Below are 15,235 nucleotides of genomic sequence, written 5' to 3'. Positions count from 1 at the left end.
TTCTATTCTCCGAATACTTGTGCAGTGAATATATAAAGTTCGGCGTGAGGGTCTTTCCAACAATCACTTGCCATTCCCACTTTTTGGCTGCAGAGTTCACCCATAAATTCCCCTAATCCCCAATTGTTTTCTGTGGCAACTTGTGGAAGAAATATCCCCTCCCGGGAGCCTTTTCGCACACGGACTCCATGTTTTCCAATTTCGATTTCCCGCCAATCCTTAATCTTCCTCAAAGGACTTAAGATCGAAATTTCATACGTTAGCTCTCCGAGTTCCCCTTGATTTATGGGAAGGAACCGATGGTCCTCCACTGCTGCGGCTATGGCCATCTGGGAGACAAGTTGGTAGAGGGGCGCATCAGGATTAAACTGACCAATGCACCCACGGAGCGTATCATTCTTTTTAATCGTGACGAAAGCCCCTCTCTCCTGATTAAGGAAAAAAGAATCATCTTGCACCTGCGGGATCACCTGCGTATTCACATAGGACTCAACGGAAGTGCGTGCAATACGCAATAACTGCTCCTGCTCTATAGGGAGTAATTCGCTGTCTTTGCGCGCGCTCGTAAATGTCATTGCGGCATAGCCTACTACCCGTGACTTATCACCCACAAAAGAATCTCCTGAATTTGCATATTTGAGAAGTCGGCGTTCATCCGCACCCCATAATTGGGCGACCTTGAGCGCAATTTCAACCGCAGGTTGTGCGCACATAAAGGTAACTGCTTCCCTGATATGCTGTGTCTCCAATTGCGCTATAGAACGCTTCATCTGTTCCGCATTCCCGCTTAATAACGATTCTATCACTTTTGTATCGGCAGCGGTGGCGTCTTCATAGATGGGATAATGCGAAAGATCAGTACTGGCGATAAGTATTATATCACCGGGCAGGGACGCGAGCGCAGCGCTGATACGATTCTGCTCTTCTTCAGTGGCCTTGTTCACGAGTAGGGGCACTATTTCAAATTGTACAAAGGTTTTTTGGAGGAAAGGGAGCTGCACTTCTAATGAATGTTCATCTTTATGAGCTGCTGCATCAAGATGAAAAAGCGTACTCTGACGCACAAGCATATCCCGCAGCTCCTTATTGACGGGTATTTTCCCCAACGGCGTCTGCCATGCGTCATGACTGTCAAAAGCCGCTCCTTCCACACTCACCTTATGCCCTGAACCGATGAGGATTATGGTAGGCACACTGCGCACTCCTGCTCTGTTGGCAGAGAGCGCTCGATAGGCAGACGCGGCAACGGCGCCTGAATACTCGTATCCTGCATGGGGTACTATCATTATTCGAATATGCTCACTGATTGGCGTAGTACTTGCCTGTGTTAATAAATAATCGATCTGCGCAGAAAGTTCCTCCTTTGCATCAGGATAAAATGCACCAGCCACTGCCGGCATTCTTATTATGCTTGCGCCCCTCTGCAAAGTGATAATGTGCGATACCAAGCCCTCTCCTCCCCCGTTAAACAAAAAAACGAGCCATACTACTCCAAGAGTAATGGCTAATCCAATTAATACTGAAACAATGAGATTATTTCTCATATTCTGCGGCGTTTAGGCGATATCCGCAATAATCGCATTCTCTCCCCGGCTTCGGGAGTGAGTTTTGCTTTAAACATTGCGCAATATCTCCAAGCGTATCCTCTATCCACGCATCGCCCCCTTCATAAGGGATTAATTTCACGTCAAACTCCAGCTTGCCGTCAAACGCCTTGCGGTCAGTAATCCCATTGCAATAAACAAAATATCCTGTGGAAGAAACTTTGAACCCATTTTTCCTGAAAAGCCATTGGTATATCTCCATTTGGCGCTTGTAGCTGATCTGCCACTCCGCATCAATATTCACCTCCTGCTCTTTTGAGGTGCTTTTATAATCCACCACATGAAGCTCGCCCTTTGCATTCACCCAGAGGTCATCAATGCCGCCAGTGACGATAAAATTGGTGGCAGTATGATGGTACGTAATGCCTCTGCGCAGCGCATCGCGCCACTCCTCAATCTTCTCGTGCGGCAAAGGAACCGCGTCAATGCCATAGACCTTCATGAGCGGATGCGCGGTGCCATGCGCGCGGTGGATATCGAACTCTTTTTTCAATAATGTATCAACCGCGGAATTCAGGGAAAACGGAAAAGACGGCGGCTGGGAAATCCCTAACCGCCGATCAAGATAGAAACACCGCGGACAATTCATGAAGAGCTCAATTTTCGATCGGCTCAACCGAAACGGCTCCTGCGAAACAGGGTCAAATAAATTCTTCACGCGTTTAGGGTTATAGTAGATGGACATATATATAACTATGCCATATCTGTAGCAATTTTAAAAGGCAGGTCACATATAGCAGCCTGCCTTTAATCTATGTAGGGGCTACCCTTTCGCGAATTTTACGGAAATGGTAGCCAAAGATCATATACGTAACCGCATGTGATAATAACGTGGGTCGATTAAAAACGGTCCATAATAGCAACCGCCAATAATAAACCCGCTCTCTCCCTACTATTCCAAGGAAAACAAGAGAACGAATAAAAGCCGTAACATATCGCCATTCGAAGGGCGTCCTAACCTTCGGAGGATTTAAAACTCGTAATAAAACTCTTATACGAGCGTAATAGTTCCTTGGCTCATAGAGAAAAGCCAAGACATCCTTGTACCCTTTAAGGAGAGCTTCCGGCCCCATAACCGGATAAAGGTTCGTAACGGCATCCACATTATCCCCAGATGTAACATCTAAAAGACGTTTCTCCTCAGCTAAACGTTTATGGAGTTTAGTTCCCGGTAGCGCCTGGAGGAGACCGACCATTGCAGTAACAATACCGCTCCTCTGGATAAAATCTTTCAACCGTTCGAAAATCGAATGGTCATCGTGGTCAAATCCACAAATGAATCCACCTTGGACCTCGAGTCCGGCTGACTGGATAGTTTGAACATCGTGAAGAAGATCGCGTTTTAAATTTTGACGCTTCCCGCATTCTCTCAGTCCTTCTTCATCCACCGTTTCAATACCCACAAAAACGGAGTCAAATCCAGCTTTGACCATCAAGTCCATAAGTTCTTCGTCATCGGCGAGGTTTAGAGATGCCTGGGTATTAAACGGCATGCCCTCCTTACCTTTCCGCCATACGATCAGCTCAGATAAGAGCATCTTACAGGCTCTTTTGGGCCCAATAAAGTTGTCATCAACAAAAAACACTGGGTCATGCCATCCGAGGCGATGCAACTTATCTAGTTCTGTTATAACTTGAGCAGAAGTCTTCACTCGTGGCTTACGTCCCAAAGTACTAGTGATATCACAGAATTCACAGTCAAAAGGGCATCCACGTGAAAATTGAATAGCCGCTGACGAATAATACCTAAAGTTAACCAAATCCCACTGAGGAGCTGGGGACTTTTCCATCGCTGCAAATCCCGTAGAAAAGTAGACATGTTGTGGATCACCACTTTCCAGATCCACTAGAAACGATGGAAGTGTAACCTCTGCCTCCCCTAATATAAAATGATCAACCTCTCCAAACTGCTGATGCTCCCACCGAAAAAGTGGACCTCCGGCCACGACCTTAAGTCCTCCTTCTTTACATCGATGGATCAAATGACGGGCTGATTCCCTCTGCACGACCATTGCACTAATAAATGCGTAATCAGCCCACGCAAGATCCATTTCTGTGAGTGATGTTACATTGAGATCAACGAGACGCCGATCCCATGTAGGCGGTAACATCGCTGCCACCGTCAAGAGCCCTAATGGTGGCATCAGAGCACGCTTCCCTATAAAAGGGAGAGCATACTTAAAACTCCAGAAAGTGTCTGGAATTTCTGGATACACAAGCAATACCTTCATGTTTGATTCCTTTCTTTGTTAATGAACGATTTAAAACAAAACAATCCCAATTTTGGGATTATTGTACCACATTGCTTATCGCACGATAAACTTTCAATTAGAAATATTTTGTAGCGTCTATCCAGCCGCCTAATTCTTCGCTATTCTGCACATATCCAAGGATGCTAATCCCCTCTCCCTTGTATATCCCTAAATGCAGATGTTTCCTTTCCCCGTCTGTTTCGCTGCTGTACCCTTTTCCCAGCACCCCAAGGGTGTCTCCCGCACGAAGCGTTTCATTTACATTTATAGTAACACTTGAAAGCCTCACATGGCCATAGACCACGCTCACCGTCTCCCCCTGGAACACGCACTGCTGCACGGCTATACCCCCGTATCCTGATGCGGTTCTCTTGGCAACCAGCGGGCCATTGCAGATCGCATAAATTAACACGCCTTTTCCCTGCTCATCAGGTAATGTTTCGAAATCAGTGCCTGTATGGTAACCGGCAAACCGCTCCGGGGAAACGGGAGAATTGTCGGGTGTGATATAGATGCCAAATGGCTTTTTCGTAACCCGCGACTCCCAATTATCGATTGGGGGGACAAAACGATCCTGTGTTTTTTCCGTATTCGCCGCCCGGTTCCCCTTCAAAGCACGGTCAAAAAACACGACCGTGCGCTCCATCACCAAAGGCCACGCATTAATAAACTCGTGCGGCTCTCTCGGATAAGTAAAGAGTTTCGCATCCTTATTCTGCGCCTCAAACGCGCGCTCGAGCTTTTCAGACCACTCAAGAGGCACTGACTCATCCGCAGTGCCATGGTGGATCTCCACTGGCGCGGTCACTCGATCAAGGAAATTGAGGGGAGACAGGTTATGCCAAAATTCAGGCGCTGTTTCAAACGAGCCATACGTAGCAATCAACTGTTGTGCGAGTTCTGGTCTGCGGGAAGTCCACTTTTCAAAATTATCTTTTACGTCGGCGCTGACAGGCGCGAACAGCACAAACGCCTTGATTAAATCCGGCTGCGCCACCATCACATTCAACGCGATGCCCCCGCCCATGGAATGCCCAAGCATGCCGATGCGGTCTTTTGTTATTTCCGCAAGGGAAGAGTTCTTTACCGCAGACACCGCATTGACCACATCTTCAGTATAGCCCAAACGGAACCGCAGTTCGGCGTCGGGATCGGAATCGGAATCCGCATGATTGCGGTAGTCGGGATGCAGGACCGCGTACCCCCTCCGCGCCAGATAATCCTGTTCGCGCTTTAGGCCGCGTCCGTTCGTATATACCTCGGGATCTATGTACCCATGGTTAAGAATAATCAAAGGGAAAGGGCCGCCTTTTTTCGGTATATTCATGATGCCTGATATCGTGAGCGCGCCGCTTTTATAGGTAACATAATAACGGGTATAGGCTTCATTTTCCACCAGCACCTCGCCAAGCGTCAACTCGCTGCCGTTATACTCCTTTTCCATCAGCGCCTGCAGGGATACCGGATGGGGTACTTCTTGAACAGGAACAATCACACCATTATTGGACTGCTTAACCGCATTATCCGTCTGACTTGGTTGCACTGGCGTCCCCGAGGGAGTATATGTCTTATATAAAACAACGAATATCAAAACAGTCGCCATGATCCCCAGAGAGATAAAAAAACGCTTAGTAAATGCCAAGCTCATATAAAATAAGGTTAGTTTTTACGCTTAGTTTTCGCAGTTTTACGAAAGGCTCAATGTGGCTCATTTGCTGCAAATGAGCCACATGATAATAGAGAATAATATATCCTATTCCCCAGATAATTCAAGCCGCATCCTTTTCATGCATTCTTTAAACCCAAAACGCTTCCATACGCTCACTCCCAGGGCATTCCGTGCATCAACATTCAGCTCGACATAGCGAATCTTTTTCTGTTTAAACCAATCCAAAAAAATCTTGACTGCTTCTCGCCCAATGCCTTTGCCGCGATATTCCCTCTGCACAAAACCAATCCGGATATGCCCTATGTGCTTCGTATTCACCGTAGAAGACGCTGCCTTAATAAGCGCACAGAAGTAACCCACTACCCTCCCCTTATCTTCCGCAACATAATACCGTATGTTTCTTCTCCTCAACTCCTTAACAAAAATTTTTCTATACGATTTTCTGACACGACTTCCCGTCTTCCAGTAAGGATCAAGGTCGTGATGATAATCGGCAAGCAAACTGTTCAGACGCACAATGGCGCCAATATCCTCCTTGTTAGCCTTTCGTATTAATATATCCCCAATGGCTCCCTTATTCTTCATAATGTTCTAACTCGTATTGTGGCCAACATACAGCATTTTGGCCACATATTTATGCACCCTTTTTCGCTTCAAACTGGATAACCTGATACCCATGTTTATCAACTTCTGCTTGCGGCCAGAAGTGCAGATCCTTGGTCCTGAGGACATACGTGGCAGTCACCTCCACTCTCCTGCCGGTATATTTTTTCTTAATCTGGTCCCATTCTTCCAGAACCAACGTATCGCCTTCACGGACCTCAAAATCCGCAAGGCGCAGCTCAAATTTTTTCTTATGAGAGACGATCTCCTTAAAATATTCTTTCCAGACTTTTTTATGTATTGTAGCCATGTCGTTCTTTATATTTATTATAATTTATTTTCACACTTTATCCTCATCACGAATTATCTCGATATGCGCCATATTTGGATTGCCCTCTACATTTGTCACAATACATTTTGCGCACCTCGGCTTACTATGGAAGATCTTTCTTAGCTCACTCTTTACCTCCTCTGTTACTTCACAATTTAGAGTGATATCACCGCCATATATACCAGCTTCTCCTAACTGGCTCCGTACCCAATCCACTGCCGTGGGCACTGAATCGAATTCCCGAGAATTATTTTCTTGCATTTCTCGTGTCATAGGAATATATTTATTACGATTTTTATAATTCAAATTAATCTCGGGGACTTGGACTCGAACCAAGATTAGCAGGTCCAGAGCCTGCTGTCCTACCATTAGACGATCCCCGAATACACTGTGCCCGCAGCCACGGTATCATACTTTCGTTTTCACCTCAACTCCCCTCCACAAAATTGCTCACTACCCAAAAAATAAGGAACGCGAGGGAATTGCAATTTTTGAGGCGGAAAGGCGCATCAAGCTGTGTGATCGCGACGCCGAATAAAATTGTCAGTTCCCGAAGCGTACTATTAAAAGTTAAATTTTGGAAGTGAGCATTTACCTCTCCACCACCTTCCCGCCGAATAAATTTACCATTTTATCAAACGCAGCATCTTCGGGTTTTGGCAATGCAATAGGCGCTGCAACAAATTCAATTTTGATGACAGTGGGCGCGCCGAGCACCTCGCTGAGCGCTTGCTCAACTATGAGACGATTTTCATGATTGATGAGCCGGTCATGATGGAATTGGTACTTGCACCCGAGGCGCACTTGATTCGCCTGCACTTCCAGAGGCTCTGCAAATTTAAGGACGAATGGCAATGCATGATTTTTCTTATGCACCTTTTCAATGACTGTCTCCCATAATTCTTTGACTTTATGAAGGGTAATGCCGACAGGGTTATGCTTTTTTGACTCAAGTTTTGATTCAGCTGATTCATCAGCCAATGTTTCTGAAATTGGCTCTACCACTGCCTCCTTTATATTCGCTTTAATCGCAGGAGCAGGAATATTTTTTATCTGACTCCTGTCCTTTTGTTCTGTCACAGGGGCTGGGGAAACCGGTGGCAGGGTGCGATCATTCTCGTTATGAGGTAACTGCTCACTGGCTTCAATGCGACGCGAAGGAATGCCAATTTTTCGAGGACTTAAGCCTGTTTCAGACAGGCTTAAGCGTTCAAGCGGCTTGGTCGCGTCCGCAGAAAAATTGTGCATTCCGAGCGGTGAGGACCCAGACTGAGCACTAACATTCTCGTTATGAGTGTTGCTTTGGCTGCCGGATGAAACGCTAAAATGGTGCGCAAGATCGCCTGCGATGATTTCTAACACAAGGTCGCTTGGCACTTCACGCGATTTATCCAACTGGTCAATGATTATTCCCAACGCTTTGCGCAATATTGCCTGGTCATGCTGGAGTTTCAACATTTCCCCGATCATGGCAATGCCTGCCTTCCCGTGGCGCCTGATGTACAACGGATGGTTGTCTTCGGTAATCGCGCGGTAGTGCATGGCGCGCAACGCCTCCAAGAGGTCTAAGGTAAACCGCGGCACGTCCACACCCTCCTCTTGAAGCTCATTCAGCTGCTGAAACGCATTTTCAGCATCCCCCTTGAGGAGCGTTTTTAAGAAAGAAGAAACACTCTCCAGTGATGAGCGCTCCAAAATAACCTGCGCGTCCTTCCACGTGACAGATTTTCCCCCTAAAGAAAACAGCTGCCCAAGAAGCGATTCAGCATCGCGTACGTAGCCGCCCGCGCGCAGCGCAACTTCGTCAAAGACCTCTTCATCAACTATTATGGATTCGGCCTTGGCAATACTCACAAGCCTTTTTTTCAGCACCTCGTGCTCCACAGGGCGGAACCTGAATTGCTGGCACCGCGAAAGGATGGTATCCGGGATTTTGCGCGATTCAGTGGTCGCAAAAATAAATATGACGCTTAAAGGAGGTTCCTCAAGGGTTTTCAAAAGCGCGTTCCACGCGGAAGTGGAAAGCATGTGCGCTTCGTCAAGAATGTAGATTTTATAAGGACCAGCTTGGGGGATAAACCGCGCGCTCTCAATGATATTTTCCCGCACATTATCCACGCCCGTTTGCGATGCCGCATCGATTTCAATGAGATCGAGATATCTCCCGCCCCTAATCGCGACACAACGACTGCATTCGCCGCAGGGCTCTCCGTCTTTCAGGCGCTCGCAATTCACGGCCGCAGCCAAAATCCTCGCGGTAGAGGTTTTTCCTAATCCCCGAGGACCAGTAAAAAGATACGCGTGCGCAAGCATCTTATTGGCCACTTCCGAGAGTAGCGTATCGCGGATCATGTCCTGGCCGATAAGCTCGCTGAATTTTGCCGGCCGGTATTTACGGTATAACGCTAACATATTTCAATCGCATTTATATGCCTTTACGACGCCTTAACACGCATAATTTTATCCTGAATAGTACGCATACACAACATTGAAAAAGCTCTCCCCCCTTAGGGAAGAGATAATTAAGGGAAATATTTGGCGTATAGTGGCGTGGTAATGGCGTGTATGGCTTCTACGAATTAGATTTCCTCAAACTCATCCTTATCATCATCAAACTGGATTACCGGCGCAGGTGCGGGTGTCTGGAGAGGAACAGCGGGGGGGACCTGCGGGGCGTTCAGTTCGGGTTTTGGTTCTTCAGTTGATAGTAACTCCTCTTTCGGAGGTGGCGCAAGCTTAGGCTCATCCGGCTCTGTTTCTTCCTCTTCTTCCTGCTCATCTTTGGGTTCTGCAGGCGCTTTTTCTACCTCTGTTTCTTCCTCTTCTTCCACCTGTTCATCTTTGAGCTCTTTAGGAGGCGCTTTTTCTCCCACCTTGCCTTCTTCTATTGGTTCGTCTTGGAAATCACCGGATCCGGCGGAAATAATATTTTCAACCGCAGCCCATGAGGAAATCTTGTCGCGCGGGACCAGAATGACCACATCGTCTCCCACATTCCCTTTAAAATACGTAATGGACGCCATGAGCGTTTTATAGGATCTCCCTTCGGCAAGCACGCGAAACTCCCCTGTCTCCTCTTCCTGGATGAGTTTCCCCCGCAGCCGCTTCCTTTCCACCGGGCCGATCTGTTTATAAATAAATGATCCATTGAGCGCGATGGTAAGTTTCAGCAGATCCCCTTCCACGAGCTTTGATTTCGATGCGTAATTGGCCGGCATGGAATACTGTTTCCCGTCCGGCCCTACCATTTGCTGGCCGTCAAAGACCCCTTCAATCACATTAGATCCGTCAGAGGACGAGAGAATGGCGCCGGCGGCGCGCGCTTTCTCAAGCGCCTGGCTGGTCGCGTGCACGCCAGTCATGTCTTCAAGGAGCTGTTTGGCCTCCTGCAGGCTCAAACTCGCGCTCTCCACATACTGCCGAACCAATTCTATCTTTTTTGTGTCATTAAGCATATTTATTTTATTAGTATTACAGCAATTAGTAGTATATCAATAACTATGGGAGAATACAACAATCCGCACTGAAATAATAAGTAAATACTCTGCATCATGCGAATAGTTATATGTGCAAAGCCCTCATGTTGATACATAAGGGCTTTTTTAACCTAGATACTTTCTCAGTCGCTCCGAGCGCGACCGATGTCGCAAGCGCCGCAACGCTTTTTCTTTAATTTGCCGTACCCGTTCTCTGGTGAGCGTAAAACGCTTACCAATTTGTTCTATGGTTAGATGCTCCCCATCCAACCCGAAATAAAGCTTGACGATCTCAGCTTCTCTATCGGATGGTAGAGTCTTTAATACATTTTGAATTTCTTGCATTAAAGATTCTTGCGTCAATCCCATATCAGGCGGCTCATAGCGATCGCTTTCAAGAACAGCCAATAAGCTGTTCCCTTCTTCCTCTTTGAATGGCTCATCCAATGATAGATGGCGCGCCGAAGTTTTGAGTACGTCGGCAACTTCGAAAGAAGTCATTTCCATTCTATCGGCGATCTCTTCCATGCTTGGCTCGCGCCCGTGCTCTTTTTCCAAAGCTTCAAGCGCTCGTCCGACTTTGTTGATGGCTCCGATTCTATTCAAAGGGAGCCGGACGACTCTTGACTGTTCCACCAGAGCCTGCAAAATTGACTGGCGGATCCACCACACGGCATAGGTGATGAATTTAAAGCCGCGTGTCTCATCAAAACGCTGCGCCGCTTTTATGAGGCCGAAATTTCCTTCGCTAATGAGATCAATCAAAGTCATCCCATGACCTTGATATTCCTTGGCGACAGTGACGACAAAGCGCAGATTAGCTTTGACAAGTTTATCAAAGGCATCCTCGTCGCCACTACGAATGCGCTTCGCCAAGGCTATTTCTTCTTCGGGAGGTAATGGCGAAAACCCCCCGATCTCTTCAAGGTACTTTTCAATGGACTCTTTAATCCTGACCCTTGAAGATGGTCTTTTCTTTTTCTGTTTTTTCATTATCTTATCCTCCGTTTTTCAATTCTTTTATTATTATTTTCACCTACACTTAAACAAAAAACAGGCATAAGGTCAATATGCCTGTTCCCCAAAACAGATCGTCTTATGGCCGACGGTATTTATAAATCGGCACTGAAGAACTCTGCGCCAGCCGCTCCCCTTCCCATCCGGGCACCTGAAAGGCGTAGGAAATCACGATTGCAGAGGGCTTTAATTCGCGCTCGAATTTTGGTTTGAGCTTTTTCATTGCCATGGGCGTTAAAAAGCAATAGACCGCATCCGCTTCGCGCAACGAGACGTTATAAAAATTCTGCCACCGCACTTCACATCTCCTCCTCAATCCCAATAAACAATTTAACAATTTAGCAATTAACCATGCGGGAACTGAAATCTCATACCCGATGATATTCACGTTCGGATATGCCCTCGCGAGTGCGCGCATGACGCCTCCGCCGCCGCAGCCTAGGTCAATGACCGTGCCTTCCTGAAGCCCTTCAAACGCCTTTATTATCCTGCCATAATCTTTCCCCCACGTCGGCACCCATGATGCCGCAATAATGCCCGCATAACCATGGGTTATGAGGGCAAAAAATAAGATCCCTCCAAAAGTGATAAAAATCCAATCAGATCCAGACACAAAATAAATACTCAACAGTTTATACAATTAAACGTTTAATGTCATCCCCGACCGAGATCGGGGATCCAGAAACCAAACATACAAAAAAACGATCGATTTTTTATTTTTTTCTAGATTCCCGTTGGAGCTTGCCCCGTACCGCGATACGGGGCGGGAATGACAATAGAAAAGTGAATAAATGCGAAAAGATAAAATCAATATAGCAACTTACAGCGTTCTCTCAATCGTCGCCGTATCTGCCGGCTTTGCCGCTTCTCCGAGCTTGGTGCGCTCAAGGATTTCCGATTCCACGATCAGCCGGTCGCGCCCGTACTTCAAGCGTGACAGCTCCCTGATGGTCGCGGCCAATTTCGCATTACCCACGGTCGGCGGATAGGTGGCCATGCTGAATGCGCGGGAGGCAGTATTGCGTATCAAGAGCCGGATGTAGGCGTTAAAGCGGTCAACATTCACCACGTCGTACTCTCCGAACACGGGCGCAAATTCCTTTGCCATGATTTCAGCGTCCTCCACGCCGATGCGGAACGCCACCATAGAACCGACGTTCCCGAGCACCGCATCGCGGATTTTCGTATCCTGCTTGTCTACGAGCTGGCCTAGATATTGATGTGCAAGCGTCAGATTCAGCCGGTATTTCCTCGCTTCAGAAAGAATAGTAGCAATGGAGGGGGTCGTATAGTTTTGGAACTCGTCAATATAAAGGTAGAAATCTTTCCGCTCTTCTTCCGGCAATCCTGCGCGCGCAAATGCCGCCATCTGCAGTTTGGAGACGATGATGAGGCCAAGAAGCGACGAATTCACTTCTCCCACCTGCCCCTTCGAGAGGTTTACGAGGAGAATTTTCTGCTTGTTCATGATTTCCTGGACGTCAAACCCTGAGCGTGTCTGGCCTATGATGTTGCGCATCATGGTATTTTCCACGAACCTGCCCACTTTTGAAATGAGATATCCGAGCATTTCCGACTTGTGGAAATCAGTGGTTTTTGCCATTTCCTTTTCCCAGAACGCCCTCACCACCGGGTCCTTGAGCTTGGCTACCCATTTTTTCTGGAATTCAGTATCAGTGAACATGCGCGGGATTTCCGCAATGGTCCCCGGGCTCTCGAGGTCTGACATGAGTGTGAGCATGACATTGCGCATGTTATGCTCAAACATCGGGCCGATCATTTCCGGAGGAAACAGTTTGTAAAATATTTCCACCATCTCCTGCACCGCAAAATCTTTCTGCTCTTCGCTTTTTGCTTCCAGCATATTGAGGCCCATCGGGCGCTCCATGTCGGCAGGCTCAAAAAGCACCACGTCATCCGCGCGCTCTTCAGGAATGCAGGCAAGCACGTCTTCCACCAACCCGCCGTGCGGGTCAATAATGCCCACGCCGTGTCCCGCAAGAATGTCTTGTTTCGCCATCTCTGACATGAGCACGGATTTGCCTGAACCGGTCATGCCGATGATGTAAATGTGGCGGCGGCGGTCTTCCGTCTGCATGCGCACGACCGTATCAATGCCGCGGTAAAGGCAGTGCCCCAACGTGATGCCCTTCATGGGCATATTCGAAGGAGGCGGGGCGCGCCGAGAAGAGAGCCACCGGATATTCGGCGTCTCGGTTTTCGGGAGCGGGAAATGGTAAATGCTCGCAAGCTCTTCGGTATTCAACACAAACGAATACCGCTCGCTGAAATTCCTGTAGATAAAATCGCGAATCACATTGGGCGCGCTTCCCTTCCCCGCCGCTCTGAAGCCGTTCCCGTATTGATACACGTTATATTGAGAAAATGAATTGGTGATATTCTGGAGGAGCAGATTCGCGCGCGTGGCGTCCTGTGATGATACCAACACGCGGATGGTGACATCCAGGCCAGCCCTTGATGATTTCTCCTCGAGGCCTTTCACCAGCTCTTCTTCCATGGGCGACAAGCGGTAGGGCTCTTTTTCCTGTATTCCTAACCGCTTTTTTTCCCGTTGGCGTTCGGTATTCGTCTTACCTGTGTAAGCAGCTCCTGCGATTTCAGTAATAGTTTTCCCGGTGGCGTGCCTGATGGAATGGAGCCAAAACATCCTATTTCCCCGTTTTAGGGCTTCTTTTAATTTTCTCCCCTGCTGCATTTCTTGAGCAACTTTTGCGCCCCAGCGGTGCCATCGGCGGTGCGCGGAACGGACAATAATTTGCACTGCGGCGCCGTCTTCAGGGATCAATTTGGAAAGTGAATTCAGTATGGCGACAAAAGGATCGCCGTCTACTTTCCGGTACGTCTTAATGGGGAAAATATATTCGCGGTTCAGGCGCAGGTACGCGCTCGTGATGGCGCCTTGGGGAGAAAAAATATTATAATCCTCCACTACTTCCACCGAGGCGTCTGGGTACTGGGCGTGTATTTGCTGTTCAAGGTAGCGCTCGAGGTACTGCGGGACGGCGATATAAAATGAGATCAATCCTCCGTGCGCCACCACTTCCAGCGACACGTGATCTTCGCGGCCAAAAAGCCAGGTACGGATGCTCCGACGCACCCTCAAGCCGCCGATTGAATTCCACAGCGATTCCGCAATCGCGATTTTTTCTTTTGTCAGGTCGCTCGTTTCCTGTTGCTTCTCTTCCCCGTGGAACACTTCTTTTGGCAGGGTTACCAAAAGCACCTTTTTTTGGAATGCCTGCGGCAGCCTGCTTCCTTTCCGCAGCCAGTAGCGCAGCACCATCACACACGAGAAAAAGAGCAAAATAAAAATGGCAGCTGCAATAAACGGCGCTAAGAATTGGGAAAGTTCCGAGGAGAACATGACAGTTTAAAAAATCCAAAATCCCAATTCCCAATGACCAATAAAATCCAAAATTCCAAATTCAAATTGGGTATTTGGTATTGGGCATTGAGATTTGTTTGAAAATTGGGATTTGGTCATTGTGATTTCTCGTTTATGATCTTCATCACTTTATCAGTCTTGATCTTCGCTTCCTGTTCAAGGAAAAATTTATTGACGCCGGGAATGAGCATGAGCCATCTTCGGATGAGATACAGCACCTTGAACACGGTGGCCTTTGCGCTGGAGATAAGCCTGTCGATCTCCCGCACCGTCTTTTCCCCCTCCTCACGAAACATCTTGCGGTGCGCTTCGTCCATCTGAAAATAGAGGTCGCCGAGGTCCTCTTCTAAGATTGATTCAATGCGCTGGTATTGTGGTGACTTCGCGGCAATCGGCTCAGGTGCGGCGCTTGGCGCGGCAGGAATCGGGCCGACGGTCGGCGCTTCCTTTTCCTGCAAGGGCTGTTCCTCAATGCTTGTCTCAAAGGGAACGCGTTCTTGCTCCTTCACCGCTTCCTGTTCAGCTCCCGCCAAAGGAGCACCTGGCACTTCGGGCAAAGTCCTGCGCTCATCTTCTATGGGAAATTGACTTTTGGCCATAGTAAGCAGTTAATACCTTAGTCCATTAATTTCCGTTTCTGCGCTTTTCCGCGTGAGATTCTGCGTTTTTCTGCTATGCTGTCCGCTGAATTACGCGGAACCTAACACTGAAGAACGCGGAAAATTGAAGATCCTATATTTTAGATAGTATGTATTTTCCAGTCAAGGAATGAGCCCCAAATCAATAGTCACCAGGGACTGTGATTTTCAATAGCGCGTTAAAAGTTTTTTCTCAATTTCTCAAATAAGGCGGCCTTTGCTTTTTTCATCTCCTCGGC

At 47.7% G+C, this 15,235-nt stretch carries 13 protein-coding genes and 1 tRNA gene; all 14 read right to left on the bottom strand.

Annotation, left to right across the window (positions count from 1 at the left end; translation table 11 throughout):
- Positions 1-2: 2 nt before the first annotated feature.
- Positions 3-1,544: an AmmeMemoRadiSam system protein B gene (gene amrB, locus WC659_04145; GenBank protein ID MFA4873099.1), complete on the bottom strand. Its 1,542-nt coding sequence runs from the start codon at positions 1,542-1,544 to the stop codon at positions 3-5.
- Entirely contained in the window at positions 1,534-2,289 is a 756-nt protein-coding gene (locus WC659_04140; protein MFA4873098.1) for a PD-(D/E)XK nuclease family protein, read from the bottom strand. The genes amrB and WC659_04140 overlap by 11 nt, the downstream gene beginning before the upstream one ends.
- Before the next feature lie 67 nt (positions 2,290-2,356).
- On the bottom strand, positions 2,357-3,835 hold the full coding sequence (locus tag WC659_04135) for a B12-binding domain-containing radical SAM protein (GenBank protein MFA4873097.1): 1,479 nt from the start codon (positions 3,833-3,835) through the stop codon (positions 2,357-2,359).
- Between the two features lie 97 nt (positions 3,836-3,932).
- Entirely contained in the window at positions 3,933-5,504 is a 1,572-nt protein-coding gene (locus WC659_04130; GenBank protein MFA4873096.1) for an alpha/beta fold hydrolase, read from the bottom strand.
- A 105-nt stretch (positions 5,505-5,609) separates the two neighbouring features.
- Positions 5,610-6,110, bottom strand: coding sequence for a GNAT family N-acetyltransferase (locus tag WC659_04125; GenBank protein ID MFA4873095.1), 501 nt, complete (start codon positions 6,108-6,110; stop codon positions 5,610-5,612).
- 49 nt (positions 6,111-6,159) lie between these two features.
- Positions 6,160-6,438, bottom strand: coding sequence for a DUF3850 domain-containing protein (locus WC659_04120; protein MFA4873094.1), 279 nt, complete (start codon positions 6,436-6,438; stop codon positions 6,160-6,162).
- A 30-nt stretch (positions 6,439-6,468) separates the two neighbouring features.
- Positions 6,469-6,732 carry a hypothetical protein gene (locus WC659_04115; GenBank protein ID MFA4873093.1) on the bottom strand — a complete coding sequence of 88 codons (264 nt, stop codon included), beginning with the start codon at positions 6,730-6,732 and terminating at the stop codon, positions 6,469-6,471.
- A gap of 39 nt (positions 6,733-6,771) precedes the next feature.
- Positions 6,772-6,842, bottom strand: a tRNA-Gln gene (locus WC659_04110).
- Positions 6,843-7,050: 208 nt separating this feature from the next.
- Positions 7,051-8,871, bottom strand: a complete 1,821-nt coding sequence (gene dnaX / locus WC659_04105; GenBank protein MFA4873092.1) for a DNA polymerase III subunit gamma/tau — start codon at positions 8,869-8,871, stop codon at positions 7,051-7,053.
- A gap of 167 nt (positions 8,872-9,038) precedes the next feature.
- Complete coding sequence (locus WC659_04100) at positions 9,039-9,914, bottom strand: hypothetical protein (GenBank protein ID MFA4873091.1); 876 nt, start codon at positions 9,912-9,914, stop codon at positions 9,039-9,041.
- A 147-nt stretch (positions 9,915-10,061) separates the two neighbouring features.
- Complete coding sequence (locus WC659_04095) at positions 10,062-10,928, bottom strand: RNA polymerase sigma factor RpoD/SigA (protein MFA4873090.1); 867 nt, start codon at positions 10,926-10,928, stop codon at positions 10,062-10,064.
- A gap of 103 nt (positions 10,929-11,031) precedes the next feature.
- On the bottom strand, positions 11,032-11,565 hold the full coding sequence (locus WC659_04090) for a class I SAM-dependent methyltransferase (GenBank protein MFA4873089.1): 534 nt from the start codon (positions 11,563-11,565) through the stop codon (positions 11,032-11,034).
- Positions 11,566-11,772: 207 nt separating this feature from the next.
- Positions 11,773-14,337 (bottom strand): type IV secretion system DNA-binding domain-containing protein, encoded by a 2,565-nt coding sequence (locus tag WC659_04085; protein ID MFA4873088.1) that lies wholly within the window; start codon positions 14,335-14,337, stop codon positions 11,773-11,775.
- A 116-nt stretch (positions 14,338-14,453) separates the two neighbouring features.
- Positions 14,454-14,957, bottom strand: a complete 504-nt coding sequence (locus WC659_04080; protein ID MFA4873087.1) for a hypothetical protein — start codon at positions 14,955-14,957, stop codon at positions 14,454-14,456.
- Positions 14,958-15,235: the final 278 nt, after the last annotated feature.

The sequence above is a fragment of the Patescibacteria group bacterium genome, from assembly GCA_041645165.1.
In the GTDB taxonomy this organism is placed as follows: Bacteria; Patescibacteriota; Patescibacteriia; order 2-02-FULL-49-11; family 2-02-FULL-49-11; genus 2-02-FULL-49-11.
The sequence above is the reverse complement of the archived record's forward strand: the minus strand, read 5'-3'. Positions and strand labels throughout refer to the sequence as shown.

Coding starts and splice junctions, on each gene's coding strand:
- amrB (MFA4873099.1), bottom strand. CDS start 1,544: ATGAGAAATAATCTCATTGTTTCAGTATTAATTGGATTAGCCATTACT.
- WC659_04140 (MFA4873098.1), bottom strand. CDS start 2,289: ATGTCCATCTACTATAACCCTAAACGCGTGAAGAATTTATTTGACCCT.
- WC659_04135 (MFA4873097.1), bottom strand. CDS start 3,835: ATGAAGGTATTGCTTGTGTATCCAGAAATTCCAGACACTTTCTGGAGT.
- WC659_04130 (MFA4873096.1), bottom strand. CDS start 5,504: ATGAGCTTGGCATTTACTAAGCGTTTTTTTATCTCTCTGGGGATCATG.
- WC659_04125 (MFA4873095.1), bottom strand. CDS start 6,110: ATGAAGAATAAGGGAGCCATTGGGGATATATTAATACGAAAGGCTAAC.
- WC659_04120 (MFA4873094.1), bottom strand. CDS start 6,438: ATGGCTACAATACATAAAAAAGTCTGGAAAGAATATTTTAAGGAGATC.
- WC659_04115 (MFA4873093.1), bottom strand. CDS start 6,732: ATGACACGAGAAATGCAAGAAAATAATTCTCGGGAATTCGATTCAGTG.
- dnaX (MFA4873092.1), bottom strand. CDS start 8,871: ATGTTAGCGTTATACCGTAAATACCGGCCGGCAAAATTCAGCGAGCTT.
- WC659_04100 (MFA4873091.1), bottom strand. CDS start 9,914: ATGCTTAATGACACAAAAAAGATAGAATTGGTTCGGCAGTATGTGGAG.
- WC659_04095 (MFA4873090.1), bottom strand. CDS start 10,928: ATGAAAAAACAGAAAAAGAAAAGACCATCTTCAAGGGTCAGGATTAAA.
- WC659_04085 (MFA4873088.1), bottom strand. CDS start 14,337: ATGTTCTCCTCGGAACTTTCCCAATTCTTAGCGCCGTTTATTGCAGCT.
- WC659_04080 (MFA4873087.1), bottom strand. CDS start 14,957: ATGGCCAAAAGTCAATTTCCCATAGAAGATGAGCGCAGGACTTTGCCC.